The following is a 20,301-nucleotide window of genomic DNA, read 5'->3' as shown; positions in this document are numbered from 1 at the left end:
CCTACTCCGCCGCCGAAAGCTCGGCCTTCACCTCGTTGAGGATGCGCCGGCCTTCGCCCTGTTCGATGCGGGCAATGTCGTCCTGGTATTTCAACAGCACGCCGATCGTGTCGGATACGGTTTCCGGATCGAGCGCCACCTTGTCGAGCTCGGTCAGCGCGCCGGCCCAGTCGATGGTTTCGGCGACGCCGGGCACCTTGAACAATTCGATCTGGCGCAGCTTCTGGATGAACGACACCACTTCGGCCGAAAGCCGTTGATTGGCCTGCGGCACCTTGCGGCGCACGATCTCCAGCTCGCGCTCGGCATTGGGATAGTCGACCCAATGATAGAGGCAGCGCCGCTTCAGCGCATCGTGGATCTCGCGGGTGCGATTGGTGGTGATGATGACGATCGGCGGTTCCTCCGCCTTGATGGTGCCGAGTTCGGGCACCGTCACCTGGAAGTCAGAGAGGATTTCGAGCAGGAAAGCCTCGAACGCCTCGTCGGTGCGGTCGAGCTCATCGATCAGGAAGACCGGAGCAGCGCCGGTCTTGCCGGTCAGCGCATCGAGCACCGGGCGGCGGATCAGGTATTTTTCGGAGAAGACGTTGCGCTCCATGGCGGAGCGCTCGACCTTGCCGGCCGCCTCCTCCATGCGGATCTCGATCATCTGAGCGGCGTAGTTCCACTCATAGACGGCGGACGAAACGTCGAGGCCTTCATAGCATTGCAAGCGGATCAGCCGGCGGCCGAGCGCCTGCGCCAGCACCTTGGCGATCTCGGTCTTGCCGACGCCGGCCTCACCCTCGAGGAACAGCGGCCGCTTCATGCGCAACGACAGGAACAGCACGGTCGCCAGCGACCGGTCCGCCACATAGTCCGCGCCGGTCAGGAGATCGAGCGTCTCGTCGATCGTCCGCGGCGCGGCGCGCGGTTTCAGCTCGGTCATTCTTTCTCCGTGAACGCCGCCGCTCCGCTTTCCAGGACGTGGTAGCCGCGAGCGTGGTAGATCAGCGGCCGCAAATTATCGCCCATCCGCAGGCCTGTCACCTTGCCAAAAAGCACACGATGGGTGGCCAGGTCCTTGGTGTCGATCAATTCGCAGTCGAACACGGCGAGCGCGCCCTTCAGGGTTGGCGCGCCTGTCGAGATCACGTCCCATTCGCCGAGCGCGAAGCGCTCCTCGACCGGCAGGCCGGTGATGCCGGAAAAGCCGACCGACAGCGGCTCCTGGTGCGAAGCCAGCGTGTTCAAGGCAAATCTGCCGTTTTTCACGAACGGCTCGTTCTTCAGATTTTCGCGGTTGAGGCAGACTAGAATGGTCGGCGGGGTGTCCGATACCGAACAGGCCGCGATCACCGTGGCGCCACGCTTGCCGGCCGGCCCGTCGGTGGTGACCACATGGACGTGGCCGGCAAAATGGCTCATCGCGTCGCGATAGGCCTGCGGCCCAATGTCGTTCTTCTTCAGCACCGGCAATTTTCCATGGTCAGGATCCCACCGACATATATGGCCAGACATAGCCCGCCACAAGCGAAGTGCCTGAGCCATATCCCGAAATTCGCGTGTTGCACCAAGGCCGGGCAGCCTTTAGGTCTTGGCGGCAAATAGTGCCAGGAGCATAAGACCGGCACGGAGGACCCCATCGCTCGAATGCGACCCAGGACAAGAACAATTGCGGCGCTGTTCTGGCTGTTTCTGGCCAGTGGTGCGAATGCCCAGACGCCAGTGGTCGGCGTCGCCGCGCCCCTGTCGGGACCATCGGCTATCCTCGGCAAGCAGATCGAAGCCGGCACCGGTCTGGCGGCCGAAGCGAACGGCATCGAACTGAAGACCGTGGACGATTCCTGTACCGCCGACGGCGGCGCTGCGGCGGCTAGGGAATTCGTCGCGGCCAAGGTCAATATCGTGGTCGGCTTTCTCTGCACCGAGGCGATCGAGGCGGCGATGCCGATCCTGAAGGACGCCAACATTCCGGTCATCACCGTTGGCGTGCGAACCGAAAGCCTGACCGACCGCCGCGCCAAGACCGGCTGGCCGGTCTATCGCCTCGGGCCACGCGGCGACGATGAGCGCAACACCGTCGCCTCTGCCCTCACCCATCTGTGGCAGAACGAGCTGTTCGCCATTATCGACGACGGCACCATCTATGGCCGCGAGATCGCCGAGACGTTGCGGGCAGCGGCCGAACAGGCAGCGCTGAAACCGGTGTTCGTCGACACGTTCCGGCCACAGCTCGACAATCAGATCGGCATGATCGGTCGGCTGAAGAAGGCCGGCGCCACGCATGTCTTTGCCGGCGGCGACGGCGACGACATCGCCATCATGGGCCGCGATGCCGCACAGCTCCAGGCGGGCATCGTCTTTGCCGGCGGCGAGAATCTTCGCACACCGCCCGGCGACGTGCCCTATGCTGTGGGCACACTGATGATCGCACCGCCGGAATGGGCCGATGTCGCCGATCCCAAAGTGCTGGCAGCCTTTGCCACGCACAAAGTCGTGCCTGACGGTTATACGCTGCCGGCCTTTGCGGCGGTCGAAATCGCCAAGGCCGCGTCAGGTTTGTCCGAAAGCTCGGACAAGCCGCTGACTGAAGCCCTGACCCGACAGGATTTCACCACTGCGATCGGGCCGATTCGCTTTGATGCGAAAGGCGATCTCAGCCAGAGCCCCTACCGCGTCTTCCGCTTCGACGGCACGCGCTTTGCGCCTTTGGAAAGCAACTGATGTTTCGCACCGGCCCACGCAACCTGATCACCGATGTTGCCGGCCTGCGCGTCGGCAATGCGTCCGACGCGAGGCTGAAATCAGGCGTCACGACGATCCTTTGCGACGGGCCGACGGTGGCCGGCGTTCAGATTCTGGGCGGTGCGCCGGGTACCCGCGAAACCGACCTGCTCGAGCCGCACAATTCGGTCGAGGTGGTGCACGCCGTAGTACTTTCGGGCGGTTCGGCGTTCGGCCTCGACGCGGCCTCCGGCGTACAGGCGGCACTGCGCGAACGCGGCATCGGCCTGGAGGTCGGTGGTTTTCGCGTGCCGATCGTGCCGTCGGCGATCCTGTTCGACCTGCGCAATGGCGGCGACAAGGATTGGGGCCGTTATCCGCCCTACCGCGAGCTTGGCTATGAAGCAGCGCAAACCGCCACCTTCGATTTCCAACTCGGCACGATCGGCGCCGGCACCGGTGCGTTGACCTCGGGGTTGAAGGGCGGTCTCGGCTCCGCCTCGACGCTGCTGGACAGTGGCATCACCATCGGTGCGCTGGCCGCCGTCAATCCGACCGGCTCGGTGACAACAGGCCGAACCCGCCATTTCTGGGCAGCACCGTTCGAAATCGGCGACGAATTCGGCGGGCTTGGCTATCCCTCGCCGATGCCGGACGATGCGAGACGGATCCTGCTGAAATACCGCGACAAGCGTGTCGGCGGGCAGATGGACACCGGCGGCAACACCACCATCGCCGTCATTGCCACGGACGCGGTGCTCACCAAGGCCGCCGCAAAGCGCCTGGCGATATCGGCGCATGACGGGTTCGTGCGCGCCATATGGCCAACGCATACGCCGGCCGATGGCGACCTGGTGTTTGCGCTGGCGACGGGTACGAGTGGTGTCGAGCTTGCGGCCGACACGGCGATCGATCTTTACGCCGCGGCCGGCGCCACCATGGCGCGCGCCATCAGCCGCGGCGTGTTTGCCGCGACGCCTGCGGATGACGATCTGTTTCCGGTCTGGTCGTCACGCTTGGGATGAAGCGGAAGGCGTCGATCAGACCGGATCGGACTTTTCTTCCTCGAACGTCACCGCGACATCGGAATTCGCCGACAGCCAGACCTTCTTGCCATCGACCTCGGCAATCAGGCTCAGGGGAATGTAATGGTGATGGCCCCTGTGAGCGCCCTCGCCGCTATCGGCCTTGGTCAGCTTGATGCGCAGGCCGTCGACCTTGTCGACGGTACCGACATGCACGCCATCGGCGCCGACGACTTCCATATGCTCCCGAATTTTGCTGGTGTCGGTCATGGTGGTTCTCCATTGGGACTGCCGACATTAACAAATGACGGGCTGATTGGATGCATCGGCTTTCGCACTGCACGACGTTTTGATTCTGTCGTGCTAGTGGATTGAGACGATCACGGGGGTGAAGACCGATGCGAATGCTCTTTCTGTTTGCCGTTGGCCTGCTTGCACAGTTTGCGACCTCGATCGCCGCGCGTGCCGGGGATGTCGCCGAGCTTGAAATCCTCGGCTTCACCAAGGACGGCAGCGTCTTTGCTTTCGAGGAATATGGCGTGCAGGATGGATCGGGCTTTCCCTATGCCAACCGCTACTACATCGACACCAGCACCGACAGCTTTCTCAAGGGAACACCGATCCGGGTCCGGCTCGACGACGAGAATGCCAAACTGGACGCGGCGCGCCTTCAGGCCCGGCAAAAAGGCGAAGCCATTGTCAGTCAGTCCGAGTTGAGCGCCAACCGCGGCATCACCGCGGGTTTCAACCCAGTGACCGAGCTTTCGGCCGATCCGCACCGGATGGCGGTCAACCCGCGCCCGATCTTCTCTCCGGTCGACCAGCTGCTCGAGTTCCGCCTCGACGAGCTGGGCATGAACAACACGGAGGGCTGCGAGAGCCAGGGCGAGATCAACGGCTTCCGGCTGCTGCGCATCGAGGCGCAGGATGGCGGCACCACCAAGCTGCTGCACGAGGACAAGGCGATACCGAAAAGCCGGGGTTGCCCGAACGGCTATCGCATCGGCGCCGTGCAGACCTTTTCAATGGACAGTCTAAGCGCCTATGCGGTGCTGATCGCGGTGCGCCAATACGGCTTCGAGGGGCCGGACTTTCGCTGGATCGCGGTGACCGGCCGGCTGTGACACCGCTTGTTCAACCCGCCAGGCGCGACCGCGCCCTGAGCCGCCTTCGCCGCGCGATACCGACGCCGCGCACAGCGCTTTTCGGCGCCTTGTTGTGGGCGGTGACGATGGGCGCCAGTGCGCTCGTCACCCTGTTTTTGGACGACTGGGAGACACCGGCGAAAATCCGCATTGTCACCGTGCTGTTCGCAATGGGAGCCGCGCTGGCCTTTCCGATTGGGCTGTTTGCGGCGCGGCTGGTCTCACAGGGAAGGCGCTGGGAAGTTGCCTTCGCGGCGGCGTTCGTGTGCCTCGCCGCCGCAACGGTCGGCCTGACCGGCGGGCTGTTTGCGCTGCAGTACCGCTCCTACTATGCCGAGTGGCATGCCCCTGCTTTCACCCACACCTGGGCCCTCCAGTTCGTCTTCACGACGTTGATTGCGCTCTATCAATTCTTGGTGCTGGGCATCCGGCTTTATTTTCCGCTGGGTTTCGTCGCCTTGTTTGCCGCGGGCGTCTGGTTTGCGCGCCAGCAGCGTTGAGCATTTTGTCCGCCTCTGTTAGGACGCGGGCAAACTTCTCGATACGTCAGGACTGACCGATGATCCCTCGCTATTCCCGGCCGGAAATGGTCGCCATCTGGTCGCCCGAAACCCGGTTCCGCATCTGGTTCGAGATCGAAGCCTATGCGTGCGACGCGCTGGCCGAACTCGGCGTCATCCCCAGGGAAGCGGCAAAGACCATCTGGGAAAAGGGCAGTGCTGCAAAATTCGATGTCGAGGCAATCGACGAGATCGAGCGCGTCACCAAACACGACGTCATCGCCTTCCTGACCCATCTCGCCGAATTCGTCGGGCCGGACGCCCGATTCATCCACCAGGGCATGACCTCGTCGGACGTTCTCGACACCTGCTTTGCGGTACAGCTTACCCGCGCCAGCGATATCCTGCTCGCCGACATTGACGGCCTGCTCGCAGCGCTCAAGCGTCGTGCGTTCGAGCACAAGGACACCGTCACCATCGGCCGCAGCCACGGCATCCATGCCGAGCCGACGACCTTCGGCGTCAAGCTGGCGCAGGCCTATGCCGAGTTCTCGCGCTGCCGCGAGCGCCTGGTTCATGCGCGGGAAGACATTGCCACCTGCGCGATTTCGGGCGCGGTCGGCACCTTCGCCAACATCGACCCCTATGTCGAGGAACATGTGGCGGCAAAGCTCGGCCTGAAGCCCGAGCCGGTGTCGACGCAAGTGATCCCGCGTGACCGCCACGCCATGTTCTTCGCCACGCTCGGCGTCATCGCCTCGTCGGTCGAGCGGCTGTCGATCGAAATCCGGCATTTGCAGCGCACCGAAGTGCTGGAGGCGGAAGAGTATTTTTCGCCGGGCCAAAAGGGCTCGTCGGCCATGCCGCACAAGCGCAACCCGGTGCTGACCGAAAACCTCACCGGCCTTGCCCGCATGGTGCGCTCCATGGCGCTGCCGGCGATGGAGAATGTGGCGCTCTGGCACGAGCGCGACATCTCGCACTCCTCGGTCGAGCGCATGATCGGACCGGACGCCACGGTGACGCTCGATTTCGCACTGTCGCGGCTGACCGGCGTCATCGACAAGCTGCTCGTCTATCCCGAGAACATGCTGAAGAACATGAACAAGTTCCGCGGTCTCGTGCATTCGCAACGCGTCATGCTGGCGCTGACGCAAGCCGGCCTGTCGCGTGAAGACTCCTACCGGCTGGTGCAGCGCAACGCCATGAAAGTTTGGGAGCAAGGCGCTGATTTTCTTGAAGAACTTTTGGCCGACAAGGAAGTGACGGCAGCGCTGCCGGAAGCCGAGATCCGCGAGAAATTCGACCTTGGCTATCACACCAAACATGTCGACACGATCTTCAAGCGGGTGTTCGGGGAAGCCTGATCTTCCTTCTCCCCGTTTACGGGGAGAAGGTGCCCGAAGGGCGGATGAGGGGCGGCGCTGACTTCGGCGGTCAAAGCTACCCATCGCTTTGTGTCTGAAACGACAACCTCGCAACCACAGCGCTGCCCCTCATTGCCCTGCCGGGCATTTCTCCCCGTATAGTGACGGGGAGAAAGACGCTGCGCCGACGTCCAATCAAGCCTTGCCAGGAACAGTCCTGATCACCGTGCCCCACGGATCTTCGCGGGTCGTTTCATCAGTCACATTGTCCGAACGCATTTCGACCCAGGCCAGACCAGACCGGGTGGAATCGCGGCGGCCGGCGCCCGAACTCTGCCAGGCGTTGGCGCCGATGTGGTGGTGATAACCGCCCGACGATAGGAACACCGCCTGGCCGCCATATTTGGCCACCGTGTCGAAGCCGAATTCCTGATTCCACCAGGCTTCGGCGTCTTCCGGCCTGCCGACGCGCAGGTGGACATGGCCGACAATGCTGTTTTCTGGCGCACCCTGCCAGCCAGCATCACCCGCAGGCACTTCGGCAACGACGGACGGGATGTTCAGCCGCTCCGTCGCCATGGCAATCTTGTCGCCATTCCACTTCCAGTCCTTGGGAAGGCGGTCGGCATAGATCTCGATGCCATTGCCCTCCGGGTCGGTCAGGTACAGCGCTTCGCTGACCAGATGGTCGGAAGCGCCCTCGATAGAGATCTTGTCGGCGATGGCGTGGTTGATCCAGCGGCCGAGATCGGCGCGGCTGGGCAGCAGGAAGGCGGTGTGGAAGAGGCCGGCGCTGCGCGGATCATCCGGCTTGGCCGAAGGATCGGCCTCGATGACCAGCAGCGGACGGTTGGCGGCGCCCAGCGTGATCGCACCGTCGGCACGGCTCAATTCCTGCAAACCGACGACGCTGCGGTAATATGCGGCAAGACTTTCGGCGTCGCGCGCCTTCAACCCGACGCGAGCAACGCTGACCGGGGTGGTGGCGGCAAAAGGCAGTTCACTCATCAAAGGCTCCGTTCGGCCGGCCTGCGGTGAACCTCCCAAAGCAAGGAGCCCCGCGCCGCCAATGATTGTCCGTCGTGTAAGGTCCAAAATCCGGTTCTCGCACGGCTGTTTCTGTTCCTGACTACAAATCGTCCATCGGGATCGTTCACACAAGACGCGAAGAAGCGAACATCGTGTTCACCATTGTGATCAAGAGCGCTGTTCATGGCCGTTGCACGAAGCGACGGCGCTCGCTATCTCAGCGCCATGAAGGTCAGAGACGCAGATATCCTCATCGTGCCGGGCTACACCAATTCTGGCCCCGACCATTGGCAGAGCCGCTGGCAGTCGAAGCTGTCGACGGCGCGCCGTGTCGAGCAAACGGAATGGTCGAAGCCGGTGCGTGAGGACTGGACGGCGAGCGTGGCCAAGGCCGTCAACGAGGCCGAGAAGCCGGTCGTCCTGGTCGCGCACTCACTTGGTGTCGCCGCGGCGGTGCAAGCCGTTTCGCGGTTCCGGAAGCCGGTTGCCGGGGCCTTCTTCGTGGCGCCGCCCGATGTCGCCAATCCCAAGATCAAGCCGAGGCACCTGATGACCTTCGGTCCCTACCCGCGCGAGCCGCTGCCCTTTCCGTCCATCGTAATCGCCAGCCGCAACGACCCGTTCTGCGCCTTCGACGTCGCCGAGGACATTGCCGGAGCCTGGGGCTCACTGTTCATCGATGCCGGCGAGACCGGTCATCTCAACGCGGATTCGGGCTTCGGGCCGTGGCCCGAAGGGTCGATGACCTTCGCCAAATTCCTGACGGATCTGAAGGCCTGAGCGTCTTCAGGAGCCGATCGAATCCCTGACGCTCTTGATCAGGGTTTTTGCGCCGAGCCCGATCAGCGCGTGTTCCGAGCCCATGGCCAGCAGGCGGTAGCCCATCGACACGACACGGCCGGCAATTGCCGGCTCGACAACATAGATCGCCGCATGTTTGCCGGCCTTGCGGGTGCGCTCGGCGACCGAAGCGACGGTTTCCATCATGCTTTCCAGCGTTGAATTGACCGTGGCGCCATTGCTCCAGGCGATCGAGAAATCCGACGGGCCGAGGAAGATGCCGTCGATGCCCGGCGTGTCGAGGATGCCATCGAGCGCATCAAGGGCCGCGCGCGTTTCGACCATGGCGAAAGCCATGGTGCGCTCGTTGGTGTCGCGCAGCCATTCGGCCTGGTCGCCCTTGCCGTGGCGGGGAAAAGCGTAGGTCGGGCCCCAGGAGCGCTCGCCGAGCGGCGGATATTTCATCGCGGCGGCGAATAGTTTTGCGTCGGCAACCGAGTTCACCATCGGCGCGATGACAGCCTCGGCGCCGAAGTCGAGCGCGCGGCTTGCCATGTCGAAACGGCCGACAGGAATGCGCACCAGCGCCGGCTTGCCGGCAGCGAGCACCGGCACCAGGCCGCGCAAGACGCTGTCTTCGTGATGACCGCCATGCTGCATGTCGAGCGTAACGGCATCGAAACCCTGCTTGGCGACGATCTCGACAGTCAAGGCATCCGGCACACCGGACCATGCGGTGAACAGCGTTTCATCGGCCGCGAGGCGGGACTTCAGGGACATGGACTCTTTCCTCGTTAACGTCAGCAGTTTCAGCCGGAAACCGCGGCAAAGGCAAAGAAAAACCGCCCGCATAGGCCGGGCGGTCGATTGGTCCAGTCATTCTTTTGTCTGTCGCAGTTTCTCTGTCGCAAAACCGTGGGACACTTTTGCGGAACCTGCTTCGGCCGGATCAGGTGTTCTTGATCTGCTCGATCGCCTGCGCCATCAGCTCGTCCATGGTGCGGCGGATCTGATGGTCCGACTGGTCGACGCCGGCCGCATCGAAATCCTTGCGGATCTTGCGGAACACGTCGTGGTCGCCGGCTTCCTCGATGTCGGAAACAACCACTTCCTTGGCATAAGCGTCGGCATCGGTGCCCGACTTTCCGAGCTTTTCGGCGGCCCACAGGCCGAGCGCCTTGTTGCGGCGCGCCGAGGCCTTGAACCGAAGTTCCTCGTCGAAAGCGAATTTGCGCTCAAAGCCCTCTTCGCGGTCTTTCATGCTGCTCATGGCGTCCCTCCGGGTCAAATTCGATTCGTTGGCAGTGAATATGTGTGTTGCCAAAGCACAAACCAAAAGGTCGCGGGCCGGTCAATACGCTTCATCGCATGCTGCGCTGCGGCATTTCAGTCCCGAAAGCGGTTGATTGGAAGGATTTGCCGATTGAGCAAACGATGTGATTGGGATAGACCCGGCATTGAACCCTACCGTAGCCGCACTATTTCAGGCAGACGGACAGGAAATGGTCTGATACCGCCTGTCCGGAACCCCAGAGAAAAATCAGATGAAAAATCGCCGCCGCATTTATGAAGGCAAGGCCAAGATCCTCTATGAGGGACCCGAACCGGGCACGCTTATCCAGTTCTTCAAGGATGATGCAACCGCGTTCAACAAGAAGAAGCATGAAGTCATCGACGGCAAGGGTGTGCTCAACAACCGCATTTCCGAGTACATTTTCAACCATTTGAACCGCATGGGCATTCCGACCCATTTCATCCGCCGGCTGAACATGCGCGAGCAGCTGATCAAGGAAGTCGAGATCATTCCGCTCGAAGTGGTGGTGCGCAATGTCGCCGCCGGTTCGCTGTCCAAGCGCCTCGGCATCGAGGAAGGCACGGTTCTGCCGCGCTCGATCATCGAATTCTATTACAAGGCCGATGCGCTCGACGATCCGATGGTATCGGAAGAGCACATCACCGCGTTCGGCTGGGCGAGCCCGCAGGAAATCGACGACGTCATGGCGCTTGCCATCCGCGTCAACGACTTCCTCTCCGGCCTGTTCATGGGCGTCGGCATCCAGCTCGTCGACTTCAAGATCGAGTGCGGCCGCCTGTTCGAAGGCGACATGATGCGCATCGTCGTCGCCGATGAGATTTCGCCTGATTCGTGCCGGCTGTGGGACGTGGCGACGCAGGACAAGCTCGACAAGGACCGTTTCCGCCGCGACATGGGCGGCCTTGTCGAGGCCTACCAGGAAGTTGCCCGCCGCCTCGGCATCATGAACGAGAACGAGCCGCCGCGCCCGACCGGCCCGGTGCTTGTCGCCTCGACCGACGGCCTCAAAGGCAAGCCGCACTGATAGCGGCTTGCGCCCCGATACTCAGAACAGGAGCATGTCCAGCGTGATCAAGGCCCGCATCACCGTCACCCTCAAGAACGGCGTGCTCGACCCACAAGGCAAGGCGATCGAACACGCGCTGTCCGGCCTGGGCTTCGGCGGCGTCGGCGCGGTGCGGCAGGGCAAGGTGTTCGACGTCGAGCTGGCGGAAAGCGACAAGGCCAAGGCCGAAGCGGACCTCAAGTCCATGTGCGACAAGCTGCTGGCGAACACGGTGATTGAGAATTATAGTGTGACGCTGGGCTGAAGCAGCCAGCTTCTCGCCAATGAGTGGCCTCGCCGAGGCTGGAACAACGGCCAGCCCCTGCCCGCCAGCCGTGATCTGCTTCAGACCGTGCGCGGGTTCTGTTGTCTGCGAACCCACAAAAAGTAGATCGCAACGGCACCAATGACGATCATGAGCAACTTGTAGGCCATTCGCCTGATGTCGCCGTTGTCGAACACCTTGTCGATCCCCTCCGGCCTGGCTGGATTGCGCAGCACCTCGATCTCGGTGCCAACTGACGTCGGGAAATTCACATAAAAATCTCCGGCCACGTCGAACGAGTATTGGCCACCGTTCGGAGCACGATAGGCAAGCTTTGCGGTCGGGATTTTCGTGATGCGCCAGACACCGGCGCCCGGCGTCGGCGTTGAAGGGATCATCTCGGCGTCGGGAGCGCAGTCGGCACGAGACTGCTCCACCCATTCGCGCCTGACTTTGACCTCCAGCACACATTGCAGGCCGGTCTCAACCACATTCGCCTTTTGCCGCTCCCAGGTGAATGTGTGAATGAATCGGACGACGGCGGGATTCATCGACGAAGCGCCGCCATAAAACAGTGCCGCGGCCAGAACAGTCGCCGCGAGCTTGAACATGATTCGTCCAACTGCCATGCGGCGCTGAGACCATTTCAAGGTTCGCAGCTGGATTTCCCTGACTCGCGGATCGTCGGAAAGCTGGCTCGGATCGCGCCCGTCAATGATTGCGCGCCGCAGGCTCGTCAACACTATCATGCTGGCCCAACCCAGGATCACGACGACGAGAAGGTGCCAGTATAGTCTATAGAAAGTGGTGTAGTGGCTGGCGATACAGGCATTCGCGAGGTCGATCCGCGACATACCGTGACGTCCCCCCGCGTACCAACCACCGTCTTTCGAAAGAAGCGGCAGCAGTAACAATGCCGTAAGGCCTGCCCCAGCCAGGAAAAGCGTGCGGTAAACGCGAAAGCTTCTCTTGTAGCTGAAGACGTCAATCAGATCGGAGACGACCAGCCCCGCGGAAATGACACCTAGGCCGACCGATATGATCGTGGTTGCCAGCAGTAGGCGCGTGAACGAGACAGCGCATGCTCCCAGGTCCGTATCGAGAGAAAGCCAGGTTGAAAACAGCGTTCCGGTAGAGGGGCTAACGTCCCTCACGAACATGAACGTAAACGCGCAAAGCGATGCTATGATGGTTGCCGAGACCCACATGCTGCGTCGAACGCTTTCACGCTCTTTGATCTTGGTGCTGTCCACTCAAACCTCAACCCATTTATACAACTTCATCTTACGAGGCAGAGATGTTAACTTTGGGATTCGTATTGTATAAAATCGTCGATATAGTCTCTCGGAGACGGCAGAGATGGGCTTAGACTTAATCAACAGTAATCGCCTGAAACCTTCCTGGCCGCTCCTTGGCAAGAAATCCTGGTGCGAGCGGTTTGACCGACAGGCTCGCGCTCGTTAGACCGGCAAGCGATCTCAGATGGACGGACGGGAATCCGGAAAGGTGTTATCCTGCAGGTCGACTCGGCAACCATGACGAGGAATGGGGCGTCATTCTTTCTCTCCGACAACGATGTCTGGTTGACCAACCACGTTTCACCCCGGTATCTCACTCAGATGCTCGAACGGGAACTGCCATGAAATCCGCCGTCGTCCTTCTGCCTGGCCTCAACCGCGACCGCGACATGATCGCGGCGCTGACCAAGATTTCGGGAAAACCGCCGGTCACCGTCTGGCAGACCGACACCGAAATCCCGGATGTCGACCTGATCGCCATTCCGGGCGGTTTTTCCTTCGGCGACTATCTGCGTTGCGGCGCGATCGCGGCGCGCATGCCGGTCATGCGGGCGGTGGCCGAAAAGGCGGCCAAGGGCGTCATGGTCATCGGTGTCTGCAACGGTTTTCAGATCCTGGTCGAGGCCGGCCTGCTGCCGGGCGCCTTGATGCGCAACACCTCGCTGAAATTCGTCTGCCGGCAGGTGAAACTACAGATCACCAACGCCAACACCATGTTCACCCGCCGCTATCAGCCGGGTCAGGTCATCCGCTCGCCGGTTGCGCATCATGACGGCAACTACTTCGCCGACGCCGACACACTTGCCCGCCTCGAAGGCGAAGGCCAGGTGGTGTTCCGCTATGCGGACGGCACCAACCCCAACGGGTCGATCAACGACATCGCCGGCATCGTCAACAGCCAAGGCAATGTGCTCGGCCTGATGCCGCATCCGGAAAACCTGATCGAAGCAGCCCATGGCGGCACCGACGGCCGTGGACTGTTCGAAAGTGCCCTCGGCATCGCTGCCTGACGTCATCGAAGCGAACAGCTTGAAAACAGCCGGACATTCCTGTCTCTTTATCAGGGCAAGTCCGATTCATTGGGGAGAGAGACGGTCATGAAACTCTATTCGCGGCCGTTGTCGCCCTACTCATCGATCGTGCGAGCGCTGGCCTATATCAAGGACGTGCCGCTCAAGATCATCGCGCCGCCGCCCGGTTTTCCGATCCCGGAAGCGTTTCGCGCCATCTCACCGATGAACCGGATTCCGGTGCTGATCACCGGTTCGGGCGAGACGATCGTCGAATCGGTGGTGATCGCGGAATATCTCGAGGAACGGTTCCCTGAACCGGCGCTGCTGCCGCCCGATTCCAAGGACCGCGCGCTGGTGCGCATGTTCGCCCGCATCACCGATCTCGATGTGCTGACCCCGACGATGAAGCTTTTCGAGCTTCATTTCGTGCCGAAGCGAAACACTGCCGAGATCGACGCCCAGTTCGCCCGCCTGCATCACGGACTGGCGGCAATCGAGGCGCGTATGGCGCAAGGGCCTTTCGCGCTCGGTGACGACATCAGTTTCGCCGATGCCTGGCTGACGCCGACACGGTTCATCTTCAACAATTTCCGCGCCATGACCGGACGCCACGACCTGCTCGACGCCTATCCCAAATTCGATGCCTATGAGCAGATCGCCTCGCAGCACCCGGCATTGTCGCGGGTGTGGGGCGAGATGACCGACGGTTTGAAGATCTTTCTGTCCGAACTTGAGATGGGTGCCGCTTGATCAGGAGCAAGACGGTCGCGCTGGTTGCCGCGGCGGGTTTCGCCTTGGCGTCCTGCCAATCGACCCCGAAGAGCACGCCGGTCCCCTCAGGCAAAAGTGCAGCGCTTCTGGCCATGGAACAAGTGGCGATAGCGGCCCACAAATGCTGGATCGCCAGCAAGGACCCGGCCTTCAAACAGTATCAGATGGCCAACGAACTGAATTCGTTCAGCGGCACGCCGCGTTTCCTGCTGGTGCCGGCCAAGCACTATGGCGGCAAACCGCTGCTGGTCGTGCAGGCGCAAGGCAATTCAAGCCGCGTCGACGCGTTCGGACCGCTGATGAACGATCCGCTCGGCGCCCGCATCGGCTCGGACATCGCTCGTTGGCAAGCCGGCAATCCGGCCTGCGCCGCGACGGCCTAGCCATGGGCCGGTTCCTGCAGATCGCGGGTCTGGCCATCGGTCTGGCCGGACTCGTCCTGCAGTTCTGCATCAGCATTCCGGCGTCGATGGAAGCCGGCCGCAGCCTGCTTGGCTCCATCGTCTTCCTGCTCAGCTTCTTCACCATCCTGACCAACATCGGCGCGGTGCTGGTGTACACGTCGCTGCTGTCGACCTCCGGCTATGCGTGGCTGCCGGCCTTCGCAGGGACACGGATGCGGGCAGGCGTTGCCGTTTCGATCGCGCTGGTCTTCATCATCTATGCCACGGTTCTGGCACAACTCTGGCAGCCGCAGGGACTGTTCCTGCTCTGCGACGTCCTGCTGCATTATGTGACGCCGGTGCTGTTCCTGCTGTGGTGGCTGATATCAGGCGCTGACGGCCGGACGCGCTGGAGCGACATTTCCTGGTGGATGCTCTATCCCGTCGCCTATCTGCTCTATGCGCTGGTACGGGCGCCGCTTGCCGGCGAGGTGCCCTACCCCTTCCTTGACGTCGCCAAGAACGGCGCAACCAGCGTCGCCATCTCGGCGCTGGCCATCACCGGACTTTTTCTCGTGCTGTGCATGGTCGCCGTCCTTGCGGACCATGGCGTTGCACGCACGAGGGCTCCAAAACTCCGTTAGCTTTCAGTCCCAGAACGGCCTGATGCCCTCGCGGTGGGCATCGCAGCGCGAAATGCCGATATCCTTGAGCTGGTCGTCGGTCATTTCCAGCAGCGCCAGCCGGCTGCGGCGGCGCTCCAGCAGGCTGTCGATCCATCTCGCCAACGATCTGACCAGGCGCACCAGACGGCTGACAAAGCCGCTCCGGTCCGATGGACGTGTCGATTGGCCTGTTAACTCGGCTCTCGAATGACGGATTGTCGCGATTGTATTCATTTTCTTTCTACCGGAATTCCAAATTGTACCCTTTTTGGCACGCAGTCGATATGTATTGACTCATGTACGGGTGCAATATAGAAAATTGTCACCATGACAAATTGGCTCCCCGATCTCACCGCCGGCTCCGGCCCGCTGTATCAGCGGCTTGCGGATTCCATCGAAACGGACATCGACCGGGGTGTGATCGATGCCGGCGCAAAGCTGCCGCCGCAACGCGACCTCGCCTATGACATCGGCACCACTGTCGGCACGGTCGGCCGGGCCTATCAATTGCTGCGCGAGCGCGGGCTGGTGAGCGGCGAAGTCGGCCGTGGAACCTATGTGCTCGGCCAGCGCGCCGATGGCGCGAAGCCGGACTTGCTGGCTCCGGACGTCAGCGCGGAAGGCACTCGCTACATCGATGCGCCGCATGGCAAGCTGCGTTTCGACAGCACGGCTGCTCCCGATATTGGCCAAGGGGCCATCGTCGCCGATGTGCTGTCGCGCACGGCGCAAGACCATCCGCATGAGATTTCAAGCTACACGCGGGATTTTCCTGACCGCTGGTACGAAGCCGGCGCCCGCTGGCTGTCGCGCAATTCGTTTCGCCCGAATGCCGGTACCATTGTCCCCACGCTCGGAACCCATGCCGCGGTGATGGCGGCCATCGCGGCGCTCACCACCCCTGGCGACTATGTTGCCTTCGAGCACCTCACCTATTCGCAGATTTCCCGCAGCGCCGGCCTGATCGGCCGGCGCACCGCGCTGGTGGCGTCGGACGACGAAGGCATCGATCCCCAGGATTTCGAGCGCGTCTGCGCGCAAAAGCATCCGAAGATGATCTTCCTGATGCCGACGGCGCAGAATCCCACACTGGTGACCTTGTCGGCGGCGCGCCGCGAAGCAATCGCGCGTGTCGCACGCGAATACAATGTCGTCCTCATCGAGGACGATCTCTATGGCAATTTGACCGATGATCCGACGCCGTTGCTGGCCGAATATGCCCCTGAACGCACCATTATCGCCGGCGGCCTGTCGAAGTCGGTCGCAGCCGGTGTGCGCGGTGGCTGGCTTTCCTGCCCGCCCGCCTACCGCCACCGGATCCGCGTTGCCCATAAGATGATGACCGGCGGCATGCCCTTCCTGCTGGCGGAGGTGAATACAAGGCTGGTTCTGTCGGGTCAGGCCGATGAGATACGCAAACGCAGCATCGCCGAAATCAACGCCCGCATCGCCATCGTGCGCGAGACTTTGGCCGGCTTCGCGTTCAAGTCACATGACAGGGTGCCCTTTGTCTGGCTGACCCTGCCCGACCCCTGGCTTTCCGGCACCTTCAAGAACGCCTGCCTCGAGCATGGCGTGCTGATCGACGATGAGGACGAGTTCAAGGCCGGCCGTTCCGAGCAGGTTTTCCATGGCGTCCGCTTCGGCGTTTCGCAGCCAAGACAACGCAAGGACATCGCCGAAGGCGTTGCGGTGATCCGGCGACTTCTCGATGAAGGCCGCGCCGGCTACGACAGCTTCTCCTGAGCCAACTCGTGACCGACAGGCCCATCGTTTCTTAAGCGTCGGTTTGGCGCAGAGAATCAGCCCTCTGCCTTGAAGTTCTTGGCTTCCTTCTCGGCCTTGTCTTTCCCGTGCTTCTCAGCCAGCTCCTTGGCCTGCCCAGGCGAAACGTCGGTGGTCTCCGCGATATGCATAGCCTCCTTGTCCGAGAGGCGATTGTCTTTCTTGCCCTGCTTGGTGGCCATGGTCCAAATCTCCTGATTGGTTGGAGACCTAACGGCCGGGATGTCATCCTGTTCCCCAATGGTGGTGCGGAAGCCGTTCACGAACAGACAACAACGTTCCCTCATGAGCCGCGATCTCGTCGCACCCACCGTCACCTTGTGGCTTTCCGCTGTTTTTCAGCATCCGATGGGGTGTATTGGCTCCCAAGCTTGCGATAAGACGGGACTCAAATCCCAACGCCCCGGATACAAATCGCCGCCCATGACCATTTCCAATTCCGTGCCGATCACCCCCGAGCTCATTGCCTCACACGGGCTGAAGCCCGACGAGTATCAGCGCATCCTCGACCTTGTCGGGCGCGAGCCGAGCTTCACCGAACTCGGCATCTTCTCGGCGATGTGGAATGAGCACTGCTCCTACAAATCCTCGAAGAAGTGGCTGCGCACGCTGCCAACCACCGGCCCACGGGTCATCCAGGGACCGGGCGAGAATGCAGGCGTGGTCGATATCGGCGATGGCGACTGCGTCGTCTTCAAGATGGAGAGCCACAACCACCCGTCCTACATCGAGCCCTACCAAGGTGCAGCGACCGGCGTCGGCGGCATATTGCGCGACGTCTTCACCATGGGCGCGCGGCCGATCGCGGCAATGAATGCGCTGCGCTTTGGCGCGCCCGACCATCCCAAGACCAGGCATCTCGTCTCCGGCGTGGTCTCCGGCGTCGGCGGCTATGGCAACGCCTTCGGCGTGCCGACGGTCGGCGGCGAGGTCAATTTCGACGCCCGCTACAATGGCAACATCCTGGTCAACGCTTTTGCAGCGGGCCTTGCCAAGACCGATGCGATCTTCCTGTCGGAAGCCAAGGGTGTCGGCCTGCCGGTCGTCTATCTCGGCGCCAAGACCGGACGCGACGGCGTCGGCGGCGCCACCATGGCCTCTGCTGAATTCGACGACAAGATCGACGAAAAGCGCCCAACCGTGCAGGTCGGCGACCCCTTCACCGAAAAATGCCTGCTGGAAGCCTGCCTCGAACTGATGGCCTCGGGCGCCGTCATCGCCATCCAGGACATGGGTGCGGCCGGCCTCACCTGCTCGGCGGTCGAAATGGGCGCCAAGGGCGACCTCGGCATCGAGCTTGATCTCGACAAGGTGCCGGTGCGCGAAGAGCGCATGAGCGCCTACGAAATGATGCTTTCGGAAAGCCAGGAGCGCATGCTGATGGTGCTGCGCCCGGAAAAGGAAAAGGAAGCCGAGGCGATCTTCCACAAATGGGGGCTCGACTTCGCCATCGTCGGCAAGACCACCGACGATCTGCGCTTCCGCGTGCTACACCAGGGCGACGAGGTCGCCAATTTGCCGATCAAGGATCTCGGCGACAAGGCACCGGAATATGACCGGCCGTGGGTCGAGCCGAAGAAGCCGGCGCCGCTGGCCGCCAATGACGTACCACAGGCCGATGTTGCCGATGCGCTCCTGAAGCTGCTCGGCGGCCCCGACCTCTCCTCGCGCCGTTGGGTGTGGGAACAGTACGACACGCTGATCCAGGGCAATTCGCTGCAGCTTCCCGGCGGCGATGCCGGTGTGGTCCGGGTCGATGGTCATGCGACCAAGGCGCTCGCCTTCTCTTCCGACGTGACGCCGCGCTATTGCGAGGCTGACCCCTATGAGGGCGGCAAGCAGGCGGTGGCCGAATGCTGGCGCAATTTGACCGCCACCGGCGCTCTGCCGCTGGCAGCCACCGACAACCTCAATTTCGGCAATCCGGAACGGCCCGAGATCATGGGGCAGCTGGTCGGCGCGGTGAAAGGCATCGGCGATGCCTGCCGCGCGCTTGGCTTCCCGATCGTCTCCGGCAATGTTTCGCTCTACAACGAAACCAATGGCCAGGGCATTCTGCCGACCCCGACCATCGGCGGCGTCGGACTGATCGCCGACTGGTCGAAAATGGTGCGGACCGGCTTCGCTGGCGAGGGCCAGATGATCCTGCTGGTCGGCGCGCCCGCCTCCTGGGGAACGCATCTTGGCCAGTCGGTCTATTTCAGGGACATCCACGGCCGCACGGATGGCCCGCCGCCGCCGGTCGACCTCAATCATGAAAAGCGCGTCGGCGACCATGTGCGCGCGCTCATCGCATCCGGCATCGTCACGGCGGCGCATGACGTTTCCGATGGTGGCATCGCGGTGGCTCTGGCCGAAATGGCGATGGCGTCAGGCATCGGTGCGACAGTTCCCGGGCTTGTCGGTACCGACCCGATCCCGGTCTGGTTCGGTGAGGATCAGGGCCGCTATCTGCTGACGCTGTCGATCGACCCGCACGGCGACGAATGGGACGCCATTCGCAAGCAACAGAGCGAACTCGGCATCTTCGCGCCGTGGATCGGCTCGACCGGCGGCAGCGCGCTCAAGCTTGGCGAAGCGCGGGCAATCCCGGTCAGCGAATTGACCGGGGCGCACGAAAGCTGGTTCCCCCGCTTCATGGATCAGGCCAGTTGACCACACTGGCTGCCCGGGCGCTGCTTGCAGTTGTCTTCTGGCCGTCGCTGTTCTTCTTCTGGTTCCTCGGCCCGTTCGTCTTTTTCCTGCTGTCGACGACCTCGAGCGAGGTTTGCGCCCAGCTGGAAACGCGCGCGCAGTTTCTTGCAGCGGCCAACGGCGCCGTCCCAATGCTCCTCGCGCAAAACCTCCTCTACGCGGTCCCGATCGTCTGCCTGGTGCTGTGGGGCCGCCTTGCGCCGGATCCGGCACGGGCAAGGCATATCGTCACCTGCATCAAGCTTTTTGCCAGCGCGGTGGTCGTAGGGGCGTTGTGGGAGTACGGCTCGTCGCTTGTCTGCGACGGTTACGGCCAACCGTTCTTCTCGCCGCTCTGGCAAATGACGAGCTATCTCCCCATTGTCAGCCTTGTGCTCAACGTTCCGCTCTATGTGCTGGCCTTCAGCCTTGGCCGCGCTTTCTCGACACGCGAGGACGTTGCCGAGGATGAAGCAAGCCCACCGGCCTAGGTCTTCCCGAGGTTCCCGGAACCGTCTTGCCCTTGGCGGGAC

At 62.3% G+C, this 20,301-nt stretch carries 24 protein-coding genes; 15 read left to right on the top strand and 9 right to left on the bottom strand.

Features of this window, described 5'->3' with window-relative positions:
• Position 1: 1 nt before the first annotated feature.
• A complete protein-coding gene (locus tag FCU66_RS23795; protein WP_023810354.1) occupies positions 2 to 931 on the bottom strand; it encodes an AAA family ATPase in 930 nt (309 codons plus the stop codon).
• Positions 928 to 1,455, bottom strand: coding sequence for a flavin reductase (locus FCU66_RS23790; RefSeq protein ID WP_136618801.1), 528 nt, complete (start codon positions 1,453 to 1,455; stop codon positions 928 to 930). Before FCU66_RS23790 ends, FCU66_RS23795 begins: the two co-directional genes overlap by 4 nt.
• 180 nt (positions 1,456 to 1,635) lie before the next feature.
• Between FCU66_RS23790 and FCU66_RS23785 the strand changes: the two genes are divergently transcribed.
• Together FCU66_RS23785 and FCU66_RS23780 are read left to right on the top strand one after the other, a co-directional pair.
• Positions 1,636 to 2,709 carry a branched-chain amino acid ABC transporter substrate-binding protein gene (locus FCU66_RS23785; RefSeq protein ID WP_136618800.1) on the top strand — a complete coding sequence of 358 codons (1,074 nt, stop codon included), beginning with the start codon at positions 1,636 to 1,638 and terminating at the stop codon, positions 2,707 to 2,709.
• On the top strand, positions 2,709 to 3,734 hold the full coding sequence (locus FCU66_RS23780) for a P1 family peptidase (protein ID WP_136618799.1): 1,026 nt from the start codon (positions 2,709 to 2,711) through the stop codon (positions 3,732 to 3,734). Before FCU66_RS23785 ends, FCU66_RS23780 begins: the two co-directional genes overlap by 1 nt.
• A 15-nt stretch (positions 3,735 to 3,749) precedes the next feature.
• Here the strand turns inward: FCU66_RS23780 and FCU66_RS23775 are convergent, their stop codons facing one another.
• A complete protein-coding gene (locus tag FCU66_RS23775) occupies positions 3,750 to 4,004 on the bottom strand; it encodes a DUF2171 domain-containing protein (RefSeq protein WP_136618798.1) in 255 nt (84 codons plus the stop codon).
• A 128-nt stretch (positions 4,005 to 4,132) separates the two neighbouring features.
• Here FCU66_RS23775 and FCU66_RS23770 point away from each other — a divergent pair, with 128 nt between their 5' ends.
• The 3 genes from FCU66_RS23770 to purB all read left to right on the top strand — a co-directional run bounded on the left by FCU66_RS23770 (position 4,133) and on the right by purB (position 6,746).
• Entirely contained in the window at positions 4,133 to 4,858 is a 726-nt protein-coding gene (locus tag FCU66_RS23770) for a DUF2259 domain-containing protein (RefSeq protein WP_136618797.1), read from the top strand.
• A 107-nt stretch (positions 4,859 to 4,965) separates the two neighbouring features.
• Positions 4,966 to 5,379, top strand: a complete 414-nt coding sequence (locus tag FCU66_RS23765; protein WP_136618796.1) for a hypothetical protein — start codon at positions 4,966 to 4,968, stop codon at positions 5,377 to 5,379.
• Between the two features lie 59 nt (positions 5,380 to 5,438).
• Complete coding sequence (gene purB / locus FCU66_RS23760) at positions 5,439 to 6,746, top strand: adenylosuccinate lyase (RefSeq protein WP_136618795.1); 1,308 nt, start codon at positions 5,439 to 5,441, stop codon at positions 6,744 to 6,746.
• A 195-nt stretch (positions 6,747 to 6,941) separates the two neighbouring features.
• Here purB and FCU66_RS23755 read toward each other — a convergent pair whose 3' ends face one another.
• Complete coding sequence (locus FCU66_RS23755) at positions 6,942 to 7,754, bottom strand: VOC family protein (RefSeq protein WP_136618794.1); 813 nt, start codon at positions 7,752 to 7,754, stop codon at positions 6,942 to 6,944.
• Between the two features lie 246 nt (positions 7,755 to 8,000).
• Here FCU66_RS23755 and FCU66_RS23750 point away from each other — a divergent pair, with 246 nt between their 5' ends.
• Positions 8,001 to 8,555 carry an RBBP9/YdeN family alpha/beta hydrolase gene (locus tag FCU66_RS23750; protein WP_136618817.1) on the top strand — a complete coding sequence of 185 codons (555 nt, stop codon included), beginning with the start codon at positions 8,001 to 8,003 and terminating at the stop codon, positions 8,553 to 8,555.
• A gap of 6 nt (positions 8,556 to 8,561) precedes the next feature.
• On the opposite strand, the gene FCU66_RS23745 is transcribed toward FCU66_RS23750, so the two are convergent.
• Positions 8,562 to 9,335, bottom strand: coding sequence for an HpcH/HpaI aldolase family protein (locus tag FCU66_RS23745; RefSeq protein WP_136618793.1), 774 nt, complete (start codon positions 9,333 to 9,335; stop codon positions 8,562 to 8,564).
• 169 nt (positions 9,336 to 9,504) lie between these two features.
• Positions 9,505 to 9,825, bottom strand: a complete 321-nt coding sequence (locus FCU66_RS23740) for a DUF1476 domain-containing protein (RefSeq protein ID WP_023669091.1) — start codon at positions 9,823 to 9,825, stop codon at positions 9,505 to 9,507.
• Between the two features lie 274 nt (positions 9,826 to 10,099).
• Here FCU66_RS23740 and purC point away from each other — a divergent pair, with 274 nt between their 5' ends.
• The gene (gene purC, locus FCU66_RS23735) at positions 10,100 to 10,894 is read left to right on the top strand and encodes a phosphoribosylaminoimidazolesuccinocarboxamide synthase (RefSeq protein WP_013532127.1); all 795 of its coding nucleotides are present in this window, start codon (positions 10,100 to 10,102) and stop codon (positions 10,892 to 10,894) included.
• A gap of 43 nt (positions 10,895 to 10,937) precedes the next feature.
• Entirely contained in the window at positions 10,938 to 11,180 is a 243-nt protein-coding gene (gene purS / locus FCU66_RS23730) for a phosphoribosylformylglycinamidine synthase subunit PurS (protein WP_136618816.1), read from the top strand.
• Positions 11,181 to 11,260: 80 nt separating this feature from the next.
• Here purS and FCU66_RS23725 read toward each other — a convergent pair whose 3' ends face one another.
• Positions 11,261 to 12,433, bottom strand: a complete 1,173-nt coding sequence (locus FCU66_RS23725; protein ID WP_136618792.1) for a hypothetical protein — start codon at positions 12,431 to 12,433, stop codon at positions 11,261 to 11,263.
• A gap of 386 nt (positions 12,434 to 12,819) precedes the next feature.
• Here FCU66_RS23725 and purQ point away from each other — a divergent pair, with 386 nt between their 5' ends.
• From purQ to FCU66_RS23705, 4 genes are all read left to right on the top strand, one after another.
• On the top strand, positions 12,820 to 13,488 hold the full coding sequence (gene purQ / locus FCU66_RS23720) for a phosphoribosylformylglycinamidine synthase subunit PurQ (RefSeq protein WP_136618791.1): 669 nt from the start codon (positions 12,820 to 12,822) through the stop codon (positions 13,486 to 13,488).
• 87 nt (positions 13,489 to 13,575) lie between these two features.
• A complete protein-coding gene (locus tag FCU66_RS23715; RefSeq protein WP_136618790.1) occupies positions 13,576 to 14,241 on the top strand; it encodes a glutathione S-transferase family protein in 666 nt (221 codons plus the stop codon).
• Positions 14,238 to 14,645 carry a hypothetical protein gene (locus FCU66_RS23710; protein ID WP_136618789.1) on the top strand — a complete coding sequence of 136 codons (408 nt, stop codon included), beginning with the start codon at positions 14,238 to 14,240 and terminating at the stop codon, positions 14,643 to 14,645. Before FCU66_RS23715 ends, FCU66_RS23710 begins: the two co-directional genes overlap by 4 nt.
• 2 nt (positions 14,646 to 14,647) lie before the next feature.
• Positions 14,648 to 15,289: a Pr6Pr family membrane protein gene (locus FCU66_RS23705; protein ID WP_136618815.1), complete on the top strand. Its 642-nt coding sequence runs from the start codon at positions 14,648 to 14,650 to the stop codon at positions 15,287 to 15,289.
• A gap of 3 nt (positions 15,290 to 15,292) precedes the next feature.
• Here the strand turns inward: FCU66_RS23705 and FCU66_RS23700 are convergent, their stop codons facing one another.
• Positions 15,293 to 15,544 (bottom strand): DUF1127 domain-containing protein, encoded by a 252-nt coding sequence (locus FCU66_RS23700; protein ID WP_136618788.1) that lies wholly within the window; start codon positions 15,542 to 15,544, stop codon positions 15,293 to 15,295.
• A 93-nt stretch (positions 15,545 to 15,637) separates the two neighbouring features.
• Here FCU66_RS23700 and FCU66_RS23695 point away from each other — a divergent pair, with 93 nt between their 5' ends.
• Positions 15,638 to 17,056: an aminotransferase-like domain-containing protein gene (locus FCU66_RS23695; protein ID WP_136618787.1), complete on the top strand. Its 1,419-nt coding sequence runs from the start codon at positions 15,638 to 15,640 to the stop codon at positions 17,054 to 17,056.
• Between the two features lie 56 nt (positions 17,057 to 17,112).
• Here FCU66_RS23695 and FCU66_RS41245 read toward each other — a convergent pair whose 3' ends face one another.
• On the bottom strand, positions 17,113 to 17,277 hold the full coding sequence (locus FCU66_RS41245) for a hypothetical protein (RefSeq protein WP_168991916.1): 165 nt from the start codon (positions 17,275 to 17,277) through the stop codon (positions 17,113 to 17,115).
• 241 nt (positions 17,278 to 17,518) lie between these two features.
• Here FCU66_RS41245 and purL point away from each other — a divergent pair, with 241 nt between their 5' ends.
• Together purL and FCU66_RS23685 are read left to right on the top strand one after the other, a co-directional pair.
• Positions 17,519 to 19,750, top strand: coding sequence for a phosphoribosylformylglycinamidine synthase subunit PurL (gene purL, locus FCU66_RS23690; protein ID WP_136618786.1), 2,232 nt, complete (start codon positions 17,519 to 17,521; stop codon positions 19,748 to 19,750).
• Positions 19,747 to 20,259 (top strand): hypothetical protein, encoded by a 513-nt coding sequence (locus FCU66_RS23685; RefSeq protein WP_136618785.1) that lies wholly within the window; start codon positions 19,747 to 19,749, stop codon positions 20,257 to 20,259. Before purL ends, FCU66_RS23685 begins: the two co-directional genes overlap by 4 nt.
• Positions 20,260 to 20,301: the final 42 nt, after the last annotated feature.

The sequence above is a fragment of the Mesorhizobium norvegicum genome (assembly GCF_004919685.1).
Taxonomy (GTDB): domain Bacteria; phylum Pseudomonadota; class Alphaproteobacteria; order Rhizobiales; family Rhizobiaceae; genus Mesorhizobium; species Mesorhizobium norvegicum.
This window is presented reverse-complemented; position numbering and strand designations above follow the sequence as displayed.